Origin of the sequence: Rhodohalobacter sp., from assembly GCF_041686455.1 — a bacterium.
GTDB lineage: Bacteria > Bacteroidota > Rhodothermia > Balneolales > Balneolaceae > Rhodohalobacter.
Map to the genome: position 1 here is coordinate 1 of NZ_JAWLDW010000011.1, position 17,926 is coordinate 17,926.

The 17,926-nt window shown below is 44.0% G+C and carries 18 protein-coding genes and 1 tRNA gene; 9 read left to right on the plus strand and 10 right to left on the minus strand.

Translation table 11 applies throughout. The features are described 5' to 3' along the window. Positions 1–434 precede the first annotated feature (434 nt). Positions 435–518, plus strand: a tRNA-Leu gene (locus tag ACESM0_RS02670). A gap of 129 nt (positions 519–647) precedes the next feature. Here ACESM0_RS02670 and hflC read toward each other — a convergent pair. From hflC to ACESM0_RS02690, 4 genes are all read right to left on the minus strand, one after another. Then, on the minus strand, positions 648–1,589 hold the full coding sequence (gene hflC / locus ACESM0_RS02675) for a protease modulator HflC (protein WP_372903379.1): 942 nt from the start codon (positions 1,587–1,589) through the stop codon (positions 648–650). 9 nt (positions 1,590–1,598) lie between these two features. Beyond that, a complete protein-coding gene (gene hflK / locus ACESM0_RS02680) occupies positions 1,599–2,603 on the minus strand; it encodes an FtsH protease activity modulator HflK (protein ID WP_372903381.1) in 1,005 nt (334 codons plus the stop codon). A 272-nt stretch (positions 2,604–2,875) separates the two neighbouring features. Next, positions 2,876–3,166: a hypothetical protein gene (locus ACESM0_RS02685; protein WP_372903383.1), complete on the minus strand. Its 291-nt coding sequence runs from the start codon at positions 3,164–3,166 to the stop codon at positions 2,876–2,878. A gap of 248 nt (positions 3,167–3,414) precedes the next feature. After that, positions 3,415–4,104, minus strand: a complete 690-nt coding sequence (locus ACESM0_RS02690; RefSeq protein ID WP_372903385.1) for an SOS response-associated peptidase — start codon at positions 4,102–4,104, stop codon at positions 3,415–3,417. Between the two features lie 445 nt (positions 4,105–4,549). Here ACESM0_RS02690 and ACESM0_RS02695 point away from each other — a divergent pair, with 445 nt between their 5' ends. Then, complete coding sequence (locus tag ACESM0_RS02695) at positions 4,550–5,878, plus strand: hypothetical protein (protein WP_372903387.1); 1,329 nt, start codon at positions 4,550–4,552, stop codon at positions 5,876–5,878. 103 nt (positions 5,879–5,981) lie between these two features. After that, the gene (mscL, locus tag ACESM0_RS02700) at positions 5,982–6,383 is read left to right on the plus strand and encodes a large-conductance mechanosensitive channel protein MscL (RefSeq protein ID WP_372903389.1); all 402 of its coding nucleotides are present in this window, start codon (positions 5,982–5,984) and stop codon (positions 6,381–6,383) included. Positions 6,384–6,393: 10 nt separating this feature from the next. On the opposite strand, the gene ACESM0_RS02705 is transcribed toward mscL, so the two are convergent. The 5 genes from ACESM0_RS02705 to ACESM0_RS02725 all read right to left on the minus strand — a co-directional run bounded on the left by ACESM0_RS02705 (position 6,394) and on the right by ACESM0_RS02725 (position 12,599). Next, positions 6,394–7,488: a site-2 protease family protein gene (locus tag ACESM0_RS02705; protein ID WP_372903391.1), complete on the minus strand. Its 1,095-nt coding sequence runs from the start codon at positions 7,486–7,488 to the stop codon at positions 6,394–6,396. 67 nt (positions 7,489–7,555) lie between these two features. Then, the gene (locus ACESM0_RS02710; protein ID WP_372903393.1) at positions 7,556–7,843 is read right to left on the minus strand and encodes a hypothetical protein; all 288 of its coding nucleotides are present in this window, start codon (positions 7,841–7,843) and stop codon (positions 7,556–7,558) included. A gap of 348 nt (positions 7,844–8,191) precedes the next feature. After that, complete coding sequence (gene fabF / locus ACESM0_RS02715) at positions 8,192–9,439, minus strand: beta-ketoacyl-ACP synthase II (RefSeq protein ID WP_372903394.1); 1,248 nt, start codon at positions 9,437–9,439, stop codon at positions 8,192–8,194. Between the two features lie 81 nt (positions 9,440–9,520). Beyond that, positions 9,521–12,238 carry a UPF0182 family protein gene (locus ACESM0_RS02720; RefSeq protein ID WP_372903396.1) on the minus strand — a complete coding sequence of 906 codons (2,718 nt, stop codon included), beginning with the start codon at positions 12,236–12,238 and terminating at the stop codon, positions 9,521–9,523. 142 nt (positions 12,239–12,380) lie between these two features. Further along, on the minus strand, positions 12,381–12,599 hold the full coding sequence (locus tag ACESM0_RS02725; RefSeq protein WP_372903398.1) for a hypothetical protein: 219 nt from the start codon (positions 12,597–12,599) through the stop codon (positions 12,381–12,383). A gap of 73 nt (positions 12,600–12,672) precedes the next feature. On the opposite strand from ACESM0_RS02725, the gene ACESM0_RS02730 reads away from it, so the two are divergent. Then, complete coding sequence (locus tag ACESM0_RS02730; protein ID WP_372903400.1) at positions 12,673–12,828, plus strand: zinc ribbon domain-containing protein; 156 nt, start codon at positions 12,673–12,675, stop codon at positions 12,826–12,828. Here ACESM0_RS02730 and ACESM0_RS02735 read toward each other — a convergent pair. Then, positions 12,825–13,934, minus strand: a complete 1,110-nt coding sequence (locus ACESM0_RS02735; protein ID WP_372903402.1) for a 4-phosphoerythronate dehydrogenase — start codon at positions 13,932–13,934, stop codon at positions 12,825–12,827. The genes ACESM0_RS02730 and ACESM0_RS02735 overlap by 4 nt on opposite strands. A 112-nt stretch (positions 13,935–14,046) precedes the next feature. Here ACESM0_RS02735 and ACESM0_RS02740 point away from each other — a divergent pair, with 112 nt between their 5' ends. The 5 genes from ACESM0_RS02740 to ACESM0_RS02760 all read left to right on the plus strand — a co-directional run. After that, the gene (locus tag ACESM0_RS02740) at positions 14,047–15,393 is read left to right on the plus strand and encodes a thymidine phosphorylase (RefSeq protein ID WP_372903404.1); all 1,347 of its coding nucleotides are present in this window, start codon (positions 14,047–14,049) and stop codon (positions 15,391–15,393) included. 74 nt (positions 15,394–15,467) lie between these two features. Then, on the plus strand, positions 15,468–16,244 hold the full coding sequence (locus ACESM0_RS02745; protein ID WP_372903406.1) for a PspA/IM30 family protein: 777 nt from the start codon (positions 15,468–15,470) through the stop codon (positions 16,242–16,244). Between the two features lie 24 nt (positions 16,245–16,268). Beyond that, positions 16,269–16,724, plus strand: coding sequence for a hypothetical protein (locus ACESM0_RS02750; RefSeq protein WP_372903407.1), 456 nt, complete (start codon positions 16,269–16,271; stop codon positions 16,722–16,724). After that, positions 16,717–17,622 (plus strand): hypothetical protein, encoded by a 906-nt coding sequence (locus tag ACESM0_RS02755; RefSeq protein WP_372903409.1) that lies wholly within the window; start codon positions 16,717–16,719, stop codon positions 17,620–17,622. Before ACESM0_RS02750 ends, ACESM0_RS02755 begins: the two co-directional genes overlap by 8 nt. Continuing rightward, a partial coding sequence (locus ACESM0_RS02760) for an enoyl-CoA hydratase-related protein (protein WP_372903411.1) occupies positions 17,619–17,926 on the plus strand: 308 nt, incomplete at its 3' end. The genes ACESM0_RS02755 and ACESM0_RS02760, both read left to right, overlap by 4 nt.

Consider the following 17,926-nt stretch of genomic DNA (forward strand, 5'->3'; position numbering starts at 1 on the left):
AACACAAAACTACGAAAAACCAATTCATCCCGACAGTTGTCGGGAGAAAAAGCTGTGGTTTTTTTGAAAAAGGCACTTTCCATTTAGTTTGAAAATGCCCTATCTTTAGAAGCTCTGATTCAAATGGAATATTTGGATTACTTTTACTGATACTGATAGCCCCGGTGGCGGAATTGGTATCCCGAAGGCATTCGGGATTGAGGGGCGTGTGTTCCGACAGCTGTCGGAACGTGATAGTTCGACTCGGTTTACAGTAGAGATTTGAAATTTTGGTAAGTAACAGTTTTTGTCCCGATTCCTGCTACGCTGAACAAGGACAGAATTGGTACCCCGTAGTTTTACGAGATTGAAGGTCGTGTGTCCCGACAGCTGTCGGGACGTGGTGGTTCGACTCGATGCACAGCAAAGATTGAAATTTTGATAAAAACTTTTTTGCCCCGGTGGCGGAATTGGTAGACGCGCACGCTTGAGGGGCGTGTGGCCTAACGGCCGTGATGGTTCGACTCCATTCCGGGGCACAACAAGCCTTGTAAGTCATTGACTTGCAAGGCTTTATTTTTTCGGTGTATGCCCCGTCCTGAAATAAGTTGACACAACTATGCCTGCAAGCTTTGTTACAACTTGTAAGTTTACTCTTCACAAATCAGTTAATCGATCGACTTCAGGTATTTGAAGAATTCACTGTCTGTGGTCAGAAATATGGAAGTCTGTTTATCAAATGCACTTTCATAGGCTTCCATCGCCTTCACAAAGTCGTAGAACTCACGGGTAGTGGCATCTCTGTTATAGGCTTCATTGTAGATTGACGCTGCCTCAGCGTCACCTTGGCCACGGATTTCGCGTGCCTCACGAAAAGCTTCAGATTGTATTTCGAGCAGCTCCCGTTCCTTTTCACCTTCAATGCGGGAGGCTTCACCCTGGCCTTCTGACCGAAAAAGTTCTGCAATTTTGTTACGTTCACTTACCATTCTTTCGTAAACAGTTAGACGGACTTCCTCCACATAGTTGATCCGTTTAAAACGAAAATCTAAAATTTCGATACCTAAATCCTGGCTTCGTTCGTTGGCCAGCTCCAGTACGATATCCTGAATTGCAGTACGTCCTACAGAAATGGTTTCAAGTGAATCCTCAATCATTTCAAAAATTTTGGCATCTAAATCTGGTTCCCGGTTTGATGTGCGAACCAATTCAACGAGGTCGTGTGAAGCCACAGCATTTCTGGTTTCGCCATCCAAAATATCATCCAGCCGTGATTGGGCCCCACGTTCATCCCTCATCCGGCGGAAAAACTGAAGAGGATCGGTGATATGCCAGCGGGCATAAGAGTCTACAAAAATAAACTTTTTATCTTTGGTCGGGACCTGATTTTGATCTCCATCCCACTCCAGAAAGCGCTTGTCAAAACGATTGACTTTCTGAATAAAAGGAATCTTCATTTGCATTCCGGGATCTGTTATGGCTTCACCCTGAGGAGCGCCAAACTGTGTAATGATCACCTGTTCAGTTTCATCAATTGTATAGAAACTATTCGCAAGGATGATTCCGGCAAGGGTAAGTAAAACGATTAAGACTATATATTTTTTATCCATGCTCTTTACCTATTCGTTGTCAGGATTTGTGATTTTAACGCCATCCATCTGCATCTGTAAAAGTGGAAGTACGTTACCACCATCCTGATCTATAATTACCTTATTGCCGATTTTCGGCAGAAGATCCTGAATTGTTTCATAGTAGATCCGCTGTTTGGTTATCTGCGGTGCCAACAGATACTCACGGTGTAGTTCATTAAAAGCGGCTACTTCACCCAATGCTGTATTGGTACGATTTGTTGAATAACCTTCTGCCTGCTGAATGGTTTGCAAGGCTTCGCCCCTGGCCCGGGGAATGACACTGTTATAATCTGATTCAGCCTGGTTGATCAGCGTTTCACGCTGTTGCTGTGCTTCATTAACGGCATTAAAGGATCTTTTAACAGGTTCTGGCGGATTGATGTCCTGTAAAACAACCTGCTCAATGCGAACACCTGTTTCATATTCTATGTTGAGCTCCTGCAGAATTTCCTGAACACGTGCAGCTACCGAGGCACGGCCGGTTGTAAGTACTTCATTGACGGTGCGATTACCTACCACCTCACGCATAGCCGCTTCCGACATATCGCGCAGGGTTTTTTCCGGGTTACGGACTTTAAAGAGGTAGTCGTAGGGATCAGAGATCCGGTATTGAACCACCCATTCTACATCTCCTAGATTCAGATCACCTGTAAGCATTAGAGATTCAATCTCGTAGCCTCTTTTTTGGTACTGGCTCTGCACCCCTGCAGATACCGTCCGATAGCCGAACTCCTGCTTTAATTGTCGTTCAACAGGTACAATACGCACCTTTTCTACAAATGGGACTTTGAAGTTAAGTCCGGATTCAGCAGTACGAGTGTACTCACCAAATCGTTGTACAATGCCCACCTCTTCAGGATCTACCGTGTAGAAGGCCGAGAACAGCATGGCGATGACAACCACCCCAAATACAATGATTTTGATATTTCCCAAAAGGGATTTAATCTGCGGAGGAATTTCAAACTCCTCAAATGGATTATTAATTTCTGACATAATTTGTTGCTTTTACTGTTGGTTTAAGAGGAGTAATAGTCTCTTTTATGATGATCCCCTTTTAGGCACAGAATGTGCCAATTTATAAGATGCCTGCTAATGCAAACTATATCTGAAAAGAAAGGATGAGATGGAGGTGCCCAAAACCCTCTTTCAAACTACGGATAATTTCTGTGGGTGTTACCATCTGTTTTGGGCTCATTTATTATTTAAATGAGGAAAAAGGATTCGGTGATATTGTTTATGATATACTCATTTATATGTCGGTTGAGTCATCCAAAAAACAGCTCGCTGTCTACTTCCTGCACAACGCGCCACACCATGGTGCCGCTGTCAAAAACGAGATGAAAATATCTATCCTCTTTTGTCACCACAACGTAGTGATAGTGGTACGCTTTACCGACTCTCTCCCGATGGGTCTGGCGGATTTTTTTGATGTGATGTTTCTCCCCGCTTCGAAGTTCAAACCGGTAGGGTGTAACTGCATGAGGTAAATCCGGAGTGCGGAATCCGCGCATGATGTTGAGTACGTTGATGGGTGGATATTTTTCGTCTTTACTCATACTGCCTTCTCCAATTGTGGGAAAACAGTTTAAACATATATTATACATATATCAATATGTGTAACCCGGATTGTTCACGAAGAAATATCTCGTCATGCGTTATAGTATTGTAAATCTGTTATTTACACAATTTATTATGCCACCTAAATTTCTTGGTGAAGAATCCGGGTATACTATTTGAAGTGAGTTTTCCGCAGGAAAGAGATTTGATACTTGAGTAACCGTATGGGAGTCAGAATAATATAGGACTAAGAAAAAAGATCCCGATAGGGCTCGATCAGTTTTTTGCCCGAATTTCTGGCGTTATTAACCTCGCGGCCTACCCGATAAAAAGAGATGTCATCATTAGGCCATGGCCGTAGCAGATCTTTTAGCGCGCTTGTGTCTTGATTGTTTGGGTCGAGCCAGATATCCAGCTCTTCATCCAGCAGCATGGCAGGCATCCGGTCGTGCAATTCAGAAACAGGATCGTTGGCGTCTGTGGTGATAATCGTAAAACTTTTGATGGGAGCTTCGCCCTCTTTCTGAGGCTTCCACTCCTCATACAGTCCGGCAAAATTCATCAGGACTGAACTTTTTTGAGTGATGTAGTGCGGGATTTTTTCTCCGTTGGATTTCTTCCATTCATAAAATCCGGAGACCGGCACCACGCAGCGTTTCGACTTGAACGGACGCGCGTAAGACTTTTTCTGCTCCAGCGATTCAGCCCTGGCATTAATCATCGAGTAGCCGGAATTGATCTCTTTTGCCCAGAATGGAATGAGTCCCCACCGGTATTTATCAATTTTACGCTGAGCTCCCTGTTGAACAATTACCGGCATACGCAGACTCGGTGCTACATTATAGTTCTCTTCTATCGTAAATGTACCTTCTGGAACAGCTCCGTACTTCTGTTGCAGTTCCTGCAGGGTTGTTTTTAAAACGTAGCGTCCGCACATAATCAGTTATCAGTTTGTCAGGTTTCAGTAAATAACTTGAATTCGGGATAAGAATTTGGAAAAAGTGCCTGAGGCTGTCCAAAAAAAGTATTGTTACCAGCAGTTCACACTAAATAATTTAGTTTAATAATAAATACTGTAGTAAGGCGACTTCGTGTTGCTTTGTGACCTCGCGTCTTCGTGGCAAAGATCGGCAGTTTATTGCCACGAGGACACAAAGACTCAAAGTTTCACTAAGTAAACTTTAATTATTAAAGCTCCCATAAACCAAATTCATCTTTTTGAACAACATAAGCTTCCTGTGCTGCAAAATTCAATAACATCGTATCGAACTCATGTTAAACAGAATGCTAAAGGTAGGTAGAATTTTTATCCTATTTAACTTAAACAGATGATTTATAAATATATGTGTGAAATATGTAAATAAACTTTTTATACTGTCTGTATGGACCCAAAAGAGTATAATAATTACGATCTGGAACAGGACGTGCATCGTATTACGCTCTACAGCACTGTGGCAAAGGAGCATCAGCACATTTCGCGAAAAAAGCGCCTCTACCTCCATCTGGATATGAACTGTTTTTATGCACAGGTAGAACAGCGGGCATACAATTTGTATGGAATGCCGGTGGCCATGGGCGGGTGGCGAAAACCGAATGGTGTGGCGCGCGGTATTGTGGCAACAGCCAGTTACGAAGCGCGCGCTCTCGGTATCAAAACGGCAATGAGTGCATTTGAGGCGTCTCAGATTTGTCCCTACTTAGTGTTTATGCAGATCGACTATGACAAATATAAAGCGATCAGCAGGCAACTAAAATCGATTCTCGACTCCTACTCTCCGGATGTGGAGAAATATTCGATGGATGAGTATTTTATGGATATCACCTTTTTGCTGAAAAAATCCCGCTCTCAGCTGGAAGCTTTTGCCCAAAAACTGAAGGCCGAAATATACCGCCGGCTCGGTCTTGTCTGTTCGGTAGGAATTGCAACAAGTAAAACCTATTCGAAGCTGGCGTCCGACCTGCAGAAACCGAAAGGGCTATCCCTGATTCTCACACCTGATGACGCTGCCCAGTATATTTACCCCCTCCCGATTGATGAAGTTTGGGGCATCGGCCGCAGACGGTATGAGCACCTGAAAAAGTATAACATCCATACAATTGCTGATGCGATTAAGCAGGGAAAAGTGCCGTTTCAGAAACTGTTTGGAGAGATGCAGGGCCAGCTTTTTTGGGAGACCGTAGCCGGGCGCGATAAAGCGCGTGTTCTCACAAACGAAGTACACATACCGGATGAAGTAAGCTACATGCACACGTTTTCGGACTGGACGGATAATCCGGTCGAAGTGAAGGGAGAAATCATAAAAGCGATCCGGAAAGTTTGTTACAGGATGAGAGGCTATCAACGGAAAGCAAGGCGATGGGGCTGTCATATCCGATACCAGGAGGCGCATTGGGAAGGGCATTCGTTTACCTTTACCGCGCCGGGATTTACCAATCTGGACGACTACGTTCTGGACGCTTGTCTTACTGAGGCGATGCGAATAGTGAATAGCGCACTGGAAAAAAATATCAAAATCAGGGGGGTGGGATTGCATACCATCGAAATGCAGCAGACAGAGCAGGGTGAGCTGTTTTTTCAGGAGGACGATGAACTGAGAGGGTTAACCCGGGCTACCGACTGTCTGAATAACTGTTATGGGCCCGATACGGTTGCCAGGGCTGCCATTCATGAAAGCGTGAAAGGGAATACACATTTTGTAAACCGGAGCTGATGTTGGCAGCATAAAAAACTTAATTCAGAACGATAGGAAATGACGGAAAAATCATCGAATATTTATGAAGTGATGTATCGAACCCTAACAAATTCTTATATCTATGAGCTTATTAGCCGACTTTAAAAAATTTGCCATGCGGGGAAATGTGATCGACTTGGCCGTGGCCGTTGTAATCGGTGCCGCTTTCGGCCGAATTGTCACGTCTTTTGTAAATGATGTGTTGATGCCGCCAATAGGGCTGTTGCTGGGAGGAGTAGACTTTACGGAGTTTATGTTTACACTAAAAGATACCACCGAAGAAGCCGCTGCCGTTACGATTAATTACGGGGTATTTATCCAGCAGATTGTGAATTTCACCATTGTGGCGTTTGCCATCTTTATGGTGATTAAAAGCTTTGAACGGATAAAGAAGAAAGAGGAAGTGAAGCCTGCTGCACCCCCGAAGCCGTCAGCCGAAGAAACACTGCTTACAGAAATCCGTGACCTGTTGAAAGAGAAATAGATTGGGGGTTTTAGTAATCGTGGGCGGCGCGAAAAGTCAAAAACTCGTTGATGTTGTTCATGTCAAGCACGCCCACAATTTTCCCTTCATCGATAATCGGGAAGAAATTTTTATTACCTCGCTTCAGCTGCCGATAGGCGGATGGGAGCGGGTCTTTTGCATTCAAAGTGATAATATCTCTTTCCATCACATCTGCGACTAAGGTCTCATTACCTTTTTCGCGGAGTGCGGGAGCAAGATCAGACATAAACAGAATTCCAACAACTTCTTCGCCATCTGTTACAACAAAATCCTGCTCGGTACTGGCAAGAATCCGGTCGATGGCTGTTTGCAGGGGATCTCCGGGATTTAGTGTGGTGTAGTCCGTAATCATGGCGTCTTCGATGTCATTTCCCTCAAGCAGGCTGATCTGCTGGATAACAATGTTCTCAGAGTGAGCGCCAAAATAGATGAACACGGCAATCACTGCAAGAATGATATTTGAAAAGAGTCCGAAAAGGAAAAAGACAAGAGCGAGCAGTTTGCCTAGCCCTGTTGCCGCTTTGGTCGCCTGAACCCGGCTCATACGTGTTGAAAGAATGGCCCGAAATACCCGGCCGCCGTCCATTGGAAAGGCGGGTATCATGTTGAACACAACCAGGGCCACATTAACAGCAAGCAGATAGAAGAGGAAATTGTTAGCAGTGATACCGCTTAGCTGTTCTTCCAGCATTTCGGGATCATCGATCATAAATTGATCAACCGGAACGATAAACCATAGCAGCAGAGCAATCACAACATTTACCAATGGGCCGGCGATGGCAATAATAAACTCCTCTTTGGGGTTCTCCGGCATTTCTTTCAGATTGGCTACACCGCCAATGGGCAGCAGGGTGATATTGCGTGTTCCCACACCATACCTTCGTGCAGCGAGAGCATGGCCAAATTCATGCAACACCACACAGACAAACAAGGCGATAATAAATACAAAATTCCAGGCCAGGTCCAAAAAAGTACCCTCGTTGGCAAAAACCATAAAACCGATAAAGAGAAACAGCAACCAGAAGGTCCAGTGAATTTGAACTTTAATTCCTGCAAAACGGCCAAGTTGGAGGGAAGCGCTCATGGGATATAGGATTTAAATAAAAAAGCTGTCTTCCCAATATGGAAAGACAGCTTGAATTTAAAAAGTATTAGGAGAATTTTTTGATGGCGCTATCAAGTGATTCTTGGAGTTCACGACTCGATTTTTCAATACCGCTTTTCAACTCTTTCCAAGCGTCATCTCCGGCTTCTTCCAATTTGTGAAGTTTGCCCGTCAGTTCCTCACGCTTATTACGAATTGTTTCTAACTCATCTTTATAATCCGTTTCGGCGTCCAGTTGCTTCTGTTTAGCTTTTGCTTTGAGTTTATCAATCTCAGCTTTCCACTCATCCAATTTGGCTTCAAATTTTTCCCTGTAAGCTTCTTTCTGTTCCATAGCATCCTCTTTTATGTGATTTGTCGTTTTCTCTATCTAATTTTATAACAGTAATTTGAGCGAAATACGTTCCGGTCAAAAAGAGAGAGACAATAAAAAGGGATATCTGCCAGCGACAGATACCCCTTTAAAACTTGAATTCGATTATTAAATTACAAACTTAAAAAAATCCCCCTTAACAAAGGGGGGGATTGAGGGGGATGTTCATCAAAAAATAATTAAAATCCTTTGGACACCCCTCTTAATTTCGTTTCACGTGTCGCTAACGCTCGGAGCCCCTTATTAGGGGAGAATTTGTCAAATCAGTGATCAGCTTTCTTATATCAAATTCACGCTTTATAAGAAAAGCTATGCCTTTTTGAACATGGTGATGGCGTTGTGTCCGCCAAAACCAAAATTATTACTCATCGATACATCGACCTTTGTTTCTCTCGCATCACCAACAACGATGTCTATGTTTTTCGGGATGTCGGGATCAATGCTTTCCGTATTGATGGTTGGCGGTATAATACCATGCTTTACAGCCAAAACAGAAAGAACCGCTTCAGCAGCTCCCGCAGCTCCCAGTAAGTGTCCGGTCATCGACTTTGTTGCACTGATTACCGGTTTTGCATTACTGTTCTCATACAATTTAGAAACAGCCTTTGTTTCACTGATGTCTCCCACCGGAGTAGATGTAGTATGCGTGTTGATGTAGTCCACATCTTCAGGGTTCATTCCGGCTTCCTCCATGGCAAGTTTCATTCCTCTCAGTGCTCCCAATCCCTCGGGGTGAGTAGCTGTGAGATGGTAAGCATCTGCGGTCATGGCCGCTCCACACACCTCAGCATAAATTTTTGCACCACGGGCTTTGGCATGTTCGTACTCTTCAAGGATGAGAGCGCAGGCGCCTTCACCCATTACAAATCCGTCGCGGCTGGGATCAAAAGGCCGGGAAGCCGTTTCAGGTGAGTCATTCCGGGTACTCATTGCTTTCATAGCAGTAAATCCACCAATGGTGGCTTCTGTAATAGGAGCTTCCGATCCACCGGCAATAAATGCTTTTGCCTTACCCAATTTAATGTAGTTAAACGCATCCATGATAGCTGTATTGGAGCTGGCACAAGCCGAGATGGTTGTGTAGTTCGGACCCATCAATCCAAATTTCATGGAAATCAGGCCGGAAGCCATATTTGGAATCAGGCGAGGGACAAAAAATGGGCTGAAACGTGGGGTGAAGTCGTTCTTCACATAGTTTTTCATCTCCTCTTCAAAGGTTCCCATACCTCCCTGACCGGTTCCCCAAATCACGCCCATATCAAAAGGAGACTCTTTATCCAGATCGAGACCGGAGTCTTCAATGGCCTCGGCCGAAGCGTAGAGTCCGTACTGTGTAAACAGATCAGACCGTTTGATTTCGTTTCTGTCCAGCTTGCTTTTAGGGTCAAAATCTTTCACCTCGCAGGCAAAGTGGGTCGGAAATTTTTCGGGATTAAATTTGGTGATTGGAGCAGCTCCGCTCTTTCCATTTACGGCGTTTTCCCAAAATTCGGAAACAGTGTTTCCTAATGGGGTGAGGGCTCCAAGACCGGTTATAACGACACGTGTATCGTTCATACGATTAAATAATAGAGTTAAATGTTATTATGATTTTTTCAGAAACTGATTTTATGATGCCTTGTGCTGTGGGCATCTTTCCTATAGATCGTTGATTTTCTCTTCCAGATCGTTCAGGAGTTCACCGTAACGGGCCCAATTCCCGTCTTCCAGGGCCGATTTCAGATCTTCCCATATGGACTGGATTTCGTCGAGTGCTTGCCTGTCGATAGCAGCTCCCTCGGGCAGCGCTTCAACCGGTACAGAGCCATCTCTGACGAGCTTAGTTTCATCAACGATTGCCGCTGCTTCTTCTCCAAAGAGTTCAAAAAGAGCCTGATCCAGTGATGGCTGCATGGAGATGGCGTCTCCGATTGCAACAATTACCCGCTGCAGCTGAGGAATATCAACTCCTTCAGCCAGCAGGAACACCGGTTCAACGTAAAGGAAAGAATTTTCTACGGGGATAACCATTAAGTTACCGCGAATAACACTGGAGCCACGCTGATCCCAAAGAGCAATCTGGCGTGAAATTTCAGGATCCTGGTCAATGCGTGCCTCAATCTGGGCCGGCCCGTAGATCAATCGCTCCTTAGGTAATTTATAGACAACCAAGTTGCCATAGTTTCCGGGATCTGATTTGGCTGCCATCCACGAAATCATGTTGTCTCTGTTTTCGGGTGTAAGCGGACTGATAAGCATAAACTCAAGCGTCTCTTCTCCCGGCAGACGCGCCAGTACGTAATAGGGGTCCATCAGCAATTGTCGGCCGCCATACTTCTCGTTGGGACGTGTCCATAAATCTTCCTGATTGTAAAAGACCTGAGGTGTTACCATGTGATATCTCGAGAATTTTTCAATTTGAACTTCAAAGAGATCCTGCGGATATCGGAACTGGCTTTCTATACCATCGGGCAGTTCGTCCATTGACTTGAATACCCCTGGAAAAATGGAATCATAAACATCCAGTACCGGGTCTTCCTCATCAATGATGAAATAATCCACGGTTCCCTCATAGGCGTCTACAACAATTTTAACGGAATTTCGGATATAGTTGAATCCGTTTTGATATCGCTGCGAATATGGAAAATGGGAGGATGTAGTATATGCATCCTGTATCCAAAACAGACGCCCGTTATTCAGTACGAGGTAAGGGTCTTGATCGAGCTGAAGAAACGGAGTGATTTTTCGGATTCGCTCCTGGACACTTCTCCATCTTTGGAGCCGGCTTTCGTCGTGAATATAGTCGGTAAGAAGAATGTTTATGTCTCCAAGCTCCCATGCAAAAAGCAGCTTTCTGAAGATATTGTTAAACTGAATTCCACCTTGACCGCTATAGTTTGTATAGACGTTAGCATCGCCTTCCGGGTAGTGGAGTTCCTCCACACCTGTATTTACGACGTAATATCCTGTACTGTTTTCTCCATAGTAAATGGCAGCGTTATCTACCCGCAAATCATCACTGTCCCAAGAAGGGGGGAGATTTCGAATGCTCAACCGGGGTTCGCCCTGACGATTTGTTTCGGTAACCGGACTCATAACCAAACCGTAGCCGTGTGTATACTGAAGGTGACGATTCACCCAGGTATCGGATTGGCTTGGAAGCGTCCTGGCAATTTCCCGGGCAGAAAGCATCATTTGGATAACATTACCATCAACCATGTAGCGATCGTTGTCGACCGAGTAAAATTCGTAGTAAGAACGGATCTCCTGTAGCTGCTTATACGTATTAATTAACAGGCGCGAGTCCCAAAGCCTGATGTTATCAATTGCATCCCGGTTGTCGGCGATATCTGAAACCGTGAGTGTGTCATCTGCCTCATATTCGACCTCCCGCACATTGTGCAGATTGTAAGCCAAACGGGTCATTTCAATGTTGCGCTCGAGGTATGGCGATTCCAGCTCCAGCTCGTTTGGCTCAACGTTAAATTGTTGAACTACGCCGGGCAGAACTCCGCGGCCCAGTATCATCACTAAAACGGTTAAAATTGCGAGTCCGGGCACTGCTTTTCCCGTATTAACCCAACGGCTGGCCAGAATCAACAGTGCTAAAGCGGAGGTCATAATAAACATGATCCAAATGGCAGGGAGCTGGTACATCACGTCTGTATAGCCTGCACCAAAAACAATTCCATCAGCTTTAAAAACAAGATTATAGCGAGCCAGGAATAAACCCCATGCAAGAAGCCCAAGCCAGATAACTGCATTTAATTTGATGTGTTTGAGCACTTTTTCACCAGCATTAAACTCTGTAAAAGAGCGAATCATCAGCAATCCGGTAAAAACATAAGATAGGGTGATGATGACCAGTGTAATGAATACGATAGAGGTTAGGGATGATTGTAAGAGTTCCAGAAAAGGTAGCTCAAATAGAAAAAATCCAATATCCCGGCCAAACATTGGGTCGGTCTCACCAAAAGGTAGGCTGCTTATAAACCGCAGAGATTCATCCCATCGGACATAGAAACTGAGTGCAAAAATGAGAGCCATGATCAACCCGCCAAGCGTAAAAAACTGCTTTATACGTTTGCTTGCAAAATCGGTATTAAGGTTGATGTTTGATCCCTGCAGGGGAGAACTGTTCAGGTTGGCGTGTTTTAACTGTTCGGCCAGGAATCTAAAATTGGGTACAAAAAACAGTGCTGCAATCAAAAATGCCAGCAGCGTGAGAATGACCTGAGTTCCCCTCAGTGTCCAGAAAATTTGGGAATATCCCATTTCACTGAGCCACAGCCACTCAAAAATGTAGCTTGAGGATATTGAGAGTATAAAAAGAGGTATCGCGATGAAGGCGATAATGCGAAGTACGCGTAAATTCATATAAAACGATTAGAGTCGATCTTTGTGTAAACAGGAACTAAAAATACAAATTTACGGCTTTAAGCTCGAATTCTATTCATGTACATAGTTAGAAAGATAACAATAGATAGCTGATCGATTTGCTCTACCCTGTTGCCGGTCATTATGGGCTGAACTTTGCCGCATTAAGAGTAGACCAAAGGTGAATAATCCATCCCAATGCGCTCGCCCAAAGTACTACGGCCAAAATAAACATAAAAATAGACATGAAAAGCCTTCCCTGTAAAAGTTGTCCGAGCCCGGGTATAAACAAACTTGCAAGTGCGGCTATTACGTTTCCGCCTGATCCTTGTCCTGCCATATCTTTTTGTATTTTATTCATGGTTTAAAATTTCTTACGAGAATAGAGGAAATTTGTTAGAGAAAAAATTCGAGCCTTTTTACAATGATCTTTCATGAAAACTAAAGAGTGTCCCGGCTGTGCGATGGAGATTGATAAAGATGCTGATGTGTGTCCAATTTGTGGATATGAATTTCCAAAACAGCCCCTCTCTCTCAAAATTGCAGTTTGGCTATTTATCGTGCTGATGCTTTTCTGGATTTTCTTTTAATGGAAAACCCGGAATTCTTTCGGCACCTTGGCAGAATCCAGCATGTTGGTCATAGCCTTAAATTCGTGTCTGAGTTTTGTTTCTGAACGAAGTTTTGCAAATGCTTCCGTTTTCTTTTTTGATGGAAAACCGATCAGTTTTCTCAGCTCCGAATCGTAGTAGTGAATCTGGTTGTTTTGCCACAACAAATCTGCAAACGAAGTTTCAGGGTGGAACTTGAAATCATTAGGATTGAACGGGGCCGGTTTAGGTTCACCTTTCGGCTCCAGGCTAAAAAAGCTGAGCAATCGCTTTACAACAGTTTCAGAGGCTTTGAATTTGGCTTCTGTTGAATATCCGGCAATGTGGGGAGTTGCGATAAATGCGTGTTTTGCAACTCTGTCCGAAAAATTTGGCTCACCTTCCCAAACATCAAGAATATAGTTTCCAATCTTGCCTTTTTGATGAAGTTTCAGGAGAGCATTCTCATCTACAACCCCGCCTCTCGATGCATTTACAATCAGGTCAAATCCCCGTGAGAGCCAATCATTCCCGCCCAGGTGTTTTGTCGGGTACGCCCCGGATTCGGAGAGAGGAGTATGAAATGTGAGTATATCGGCATGGACCAACTCAGATTCTGAAGCCGACACAAAATCATTTTCACGAATTTCCTTAGGCGGGTCATAGGCAATATAGTTGACGTCTAAACGCTTCAGCAGTCTTATAACCGCACTGCCTGTGTGTCCGCACCCCACAATGCCAACTGTTTTCTTTTTAAGATCAATGTTTTGCTTTTTTGCCCAGTGATAAAGCACAGTGATGATATATTCGGCAACAGCATTGGCATTACACCCTTCCGACTGTGAGAATTGAATTCCTTTTTCTTCAAGATAGGTTTGGTCTACATGATCCGTTCCGGCAGTTGCGGTTCCTATAAATTTCAGGTTACCGGTTTCCGGGAGAGTTTGCGGATTGATCGGCGTTACCGTACGAATCAAAAGAGCGTCGTAATTTGTTATATTTTTGGGTAGGCCGCCGGATGGGTCAAACCGGAATAAATCTACACCTCCGGGAAGGAATTCATCTATATTTTGCAAATATTGATCGGCGGCGATGCGTAATGACATTCGCTGTGTTTGTTAGGTTTAGAATGATTGAAGTATCAAATTATGTATATTGAAACAGCTTACAAATTAACGGCGTTTTAAAAATTATACATAAGTTAAGTTTATCTACTTTATGCCTGACCAATCGTACAATATTGTTACTCTTATCCGGAAGAAAAGAGACGGAAAAGCACTTACAGAAGATGAGATCTCCTATTTGATTCGTGCTTACACAGATGATAAAGTACCTGATTACCAAATGAGCTCTTTTCTGATGGCGTCTTTTTTAAATGGGTTAAATACAGAAGAAGCAGCCTATTTGACTCGATCCATGCTCCATAGCGGCATTGTTGTGGATTTGAGCGAAACACCGGGACTGAAAGTGGATAAGCACTCAACCGGCGGTGTGGGAGATAAGCTTTCACTGATTCTGGCACCTATTGTGGCTTCGTGCGGAGTTCCCGTTCCGATGATATCAGGCCGGGGATTAGGCCATACCGGAGGCACGTTAGACAAGCTTGAGTCTATTCCGGGATTCACAGTAGATGTGGATTTAGAACGCTATAAAGAGATTTTAAAAAAGCAGAACATTGTTTTGGTTGGTCAAACCGAAGAAATAGCTCCGGCCGATAAACGCCTTTATGCACTGCGCGATGTAACCGCAACGGTGGAGTCTATACCGTTGATTGCAGGAAGCATAATGAGTAAAAAGTTAGCCGAGGGAATTGATGCATTGGTACTTGATGTGAAGTTTGGTTCCGGCGCCTTCATGAAAAAGCGTGAAGATGCCGCTGAACTGGCCAAAACGCTGGTAGGAATCGGGGAGGAGTTTGGAAAGCAGACCATTGCCTATCTGACCAATATGGAGCAGCCATTGGGCTATACGGTTGGAAACTGGCTGGAAGTAAGGGAGTCGATTGACTGCCTGAACGGCAACGGGCCGGAAGATGTGATGGAGATTACTCATCTGCTGGCGGGAACCATGATCTATCTCGGGAAGAAGGCTTCCTCTGTTGAAGATGGAATTGAAATGAGTAAGAAAGCTATAGATGACGGCACCGCACTTCAAAAGTGGATTGATATAGTAGAGGAGCAGGGCGGGGATTCCGCCGTTGTAAAAAATCCGGATACTTACCCCGATGCGGATGCGGTTGAGGATGTAAAATCAGACCAAAGCGGATATGTGACGGAAATGGATGCCTTTGCGATGGGTATGGTCTCGGTTGAGCTGGGTGCCGGAAGACGCGCCAAAGATGACGATGTTGATCCGCAGGCAGGATTTGTTCTGCATAAAAAAATTGGAGATCGAGTGGAAAAGGGTGAAACAATTGCCACGCTTCACACGAACAAGGAAGAAATGTTAGATAGTGCTAAAAAGGGAATACTCGATGCCATAACAATTAATGATCGTGAGCCTAAATCTTTGCGCAAAATAACACATCGAGTTGATAAGGATGGAATTCATGATTATGATGGATAAACGTTGTTCAACTCTGAAAAAAGAGTACATTTATAAAAACAATCGATACAGTCTTTTAAAATAACCCAAATACCATGTTTCAACGATTTATACGTGCCATAAAGTCAATGTTTGGCGGATTTGTAAGTTCAATGGAAGATCCAAAACTGATTCTTGAGCAGAATATCAGAGAATTGAATGATCAGATTCCGCAAATGAACGAGAATATTGCCACCGTAAAGGCAAACGCCGTTATGCTCAAAAAAGAGGTGGACCGGTATGAAAAGCAGATCAGTGAGGTTACTTCAAAAATCAAATCTGCAATAAATGCCGACCGCGATGATCTTGCTGAGGGTTATGCGCTTCAGCTTGAAAAGGCTCGTGAAAACCTGGAGCATTCTAGAGAACAGCTCAAATTTGCAGATCAGGCGTATGAAAAAGCTCTGAAAGTAAAGAAAGCGTTTATGCGCGAAAAAGATAAAAAAATCAAGGAAGCGCGCGAGGCATTGCGTGCGAGTGAACGTGCAGAGTGGCAGGGCCGTGTTGCCGATGCATTGGAATCTTTCGAAACCGGCGGACTGGATCAGACACATAATGAAATGTTGAGCCGTCTGAATGAAAATACAGCCCGCAATGAAGCCAGGATGGAAATTGCCCTGGAAAGCGTTGATACGGAGACCATGGAAATTGAGGCGAATGCAGAAAAATTACGCGCTCAGGAGTTGGTCAATCAGTTTAAGCAGGAGATGGGAAAATCTCCAAAAACTGAAGAGAAAGAGAAGGAGAAAGAGAAAAAAATCGATGTTGAAGAGTCAGAAAAAACTTCAACCGATTCCGGCAAAACTGTAGGTCGCGACCGGGCCAAATCGTAAAAGTTTGGATGTAAGGTGAACGCTATGGCATCAGACAGTGAAAAAGAACGAGAAAGGCTCAAAGAGGAGTACAAGGAGCATTACCGTAAAATTCATGAGGCAAAAGAGAAAGTCCGGCGATCAGAGTATGTAAAAAACGTCAATGATGCCCTTCAGAAAATGAATGCGGATGAGCTGCTGACTTCGGTTGACGAATTCCTGGGCAAAGTTCGCACTAAAATGGTAGGGCTGGAGGCCCGGCTGGATGTAGCCATGGATCATTTGATGGATGATCAGCTTGATGAGGCCGAACTGGATGAGCAGATGAAAAAGGAGAAAGCCCGCGAAACACTGAGTCAGATTAAATTGGAAATGGGTTTGCTGTACAGCGAAATTGAAGAGCAGGCTAACGGCTTAAATGTGGATAAAACGATTGGAAAAAAATCCGACCTCGAAGCCGATGAGTCAATGGATGCAGATACAGGTAAAAACGATGAGTAACGAGAAAGAAGAACATATTAATTTTGCGAAAGAGGCATTCCTCCATCCTATCAATTTGATTTGTCTGCTTGCCGGCACATTTTTGGCACTGGTGGGAACAGGCTCAGGACTGCTGTTTAGTGAAGGATTTTCTATATCGAGTACGGTTTTGTCGTTCACATTTGGTGCTGAACTGATCTATCTGGGCGTGGTTCCAAATCTACCCGCTTTTCGAAAAAATATTCGCTTGAAAAAGAAGAAAGAGCGTCACGAGGTGAATGGAGATAAAAATCTGTTTCATGGTCTTGATGCACGTTCACAAAAACGGTTCCTCGTGCTAAAGCATATCACCAAAGAGGTTCGTAAAAACTTTGAAACACTGCCTTACAGTTCACAGGGAATGCTGGATCACATTCGCAACAAGATGGATGATCTGCTCTCAACGTATCTGACCCTTCTGGAGATGAACCGGAGATTTCAGATTTATATGAACTCGGAGGTGGAGGAAGAGATCCGGAGAAAAGTAACTGAGCAGGAAGAAGAGATGGACTCCACGGAATCTGAAAAGCTGAAGAAGCCACGGGAAAGACGTCTGCAGATACTAAAGAAACGCCTCAAAAAATTTGATGTAGCCAAGGAGAAGTACCTGATTTGCGAAACGCATTTGGAAACGATTGAAGATGCAATTCGCTATATTTACGAGCAGTCGATGACGATGCCGAATGCTGAAGATGTTGGATTACAGCTCGATCATTTGGTTACTGAAATGGAGGAGACAACCCAAATCATCGAAGAACTTGATCAGGACCTTATGCCAGGTTTCGAAGATATGGATCACGAATTGGAGCTTGCCGAGCTTAGAAAGGAGGCAGAAGTACTTCATAAAGAGACAGAACAAAAAGTTAAAACCAAGACATGAAATCATACGAATTTAAAACGTTACTCCTTGAAACTGACGAAAACGGAATCGCGGTACTGACGATCAATCGTCCTGACAAATTAAACGCTCTCAACAATACAGTTCTGGAAGAGCTTGAAGAGGCTGTTAAAAGCATTGAGAAAGACGACGATATTGGAGCAGTGATAGTAACCGGTGCCGGTGAAAAAGCTTTTGTGGCCGGCGCAGATATTAAAGAGCTGAATACGCTGAATAAAAAACAGGGTGAAAAACAGTCTGTTCACGGACAGAAAGTTTTCTTTGCAGTAGAAAATTGCTCCAAACC

Coding starts and splice junctions, on each gene's coding strand:
- ACESM0_RS02755 (WP_372903409.1), top strand. CDS start 16,717: ATGAGTAACGAGAAAGAAGAACATATTAATTTTGCGAAAGAGGCATTC.
- mscL (WP_372903389.1), top strand. CDS start 5,982: ATGAGCTTATTAGCCGACTTTAAAAAATTTGCCATGCGGGGAAATGTG.
- fabF (WP_372903394.1), bottom strand. CDS start 9,439: ATGAACGATACACGTGTCGTTATAACCGGTCTTGGAGCCCTCACCCCA.
- ACESM0_RS02735 (WP_372903402.1), bottom strand. CDS start 13,934: ATGTCATTACGCATCGCCGCCGATCAATATTTGCAAAATATAGATGAA.
- ACESM0_RS02745 (WP_372903406.1), top strand. CDS start 15,468: ATGTTTCAACGATTTATACGTGCCATAAAGTCAATGTTTGGCGGATTT.
- hflK (WP_372903381.1), bottom strand. CDS start 2,603: ATGTCAGAAATTAATAATCCATTTGAGGAGTTTGAAATTCCTCCGCAG.
- ACESM0_RS02730 (WP_372903400.1), top strand. CDS start 12,673: ATGAAAACTAAAGAGTGTCCCGGCTGTGCGATGGAGATTGATAAAGAT.
- ACESM0_RS02695 (WP_372903387.1), top strand. CDS start 4,550: ATGGACCCAAAAGAGTATAATAATTACGATCTGGAACAGGACGTGCAT.
- ACESM0_RS02705 (WP_372903391.1), bottom strand. CDS start 7,488: ATGAGCGCTTCCCTCCAACTTGGCCGTTTTGCAGGAATTAAAGTTCAA.
- hflC (WP_372903379.1), bottom strand. CDS start 1,589: ATGGATAAAAAATATATAGTCTTAATCGTTTTACTTACCCTTGCCGGA.
- ACESM0_RS02750 (WP_372903407.1), top strand. CDS start 16,269: ATGGCATCAGACAGTGAAAAAGAACGAGAAAGGCTCAAAGAGGAGTAC.
- ACESM0_RS02690 (WP_372903385.1), bottom strand. CDS start 4,104: ATGTGCGGACGCTACGTTTTAAAAACAACCCTGCAGGAACTGCAACAG.
- ACESM0_RS02710 (WP_372903393.1), bottom strand. CDS start 7,843: ATGGAACAGAAAGAAGCTTACAGGGAAAAATTTGAAGCCAAATTGGAT.
- ACESM0_RS02685 (WP_372903383.1), bottom strand. CDS start 3,166: ATGAGTAAAGACGAAAAATATCCACCCATCAACGTACTCAACATCATG.
- ACESM0_RS02725 (WP_372903398.1), bottom strand. CDS start 12,599: ATGAATAAAATACAAAAAGATATGGCAGGACAAGGATCAGGCGGAAAC.
- ACESM0_RS02720 (WP_372903396.1), bottom strand. CDS start 12,238: ATGAATTTACGCGTACTTCGCATTATCGCCTTCATCGCGATACCTCTT.
- ACESM0_RS02740 (WP_372903404.1), top strand. CDS start 14,047: ATGCCTGACCAATCGTACAATATTGTTACTCTTATCCGGAAGAAAAGA.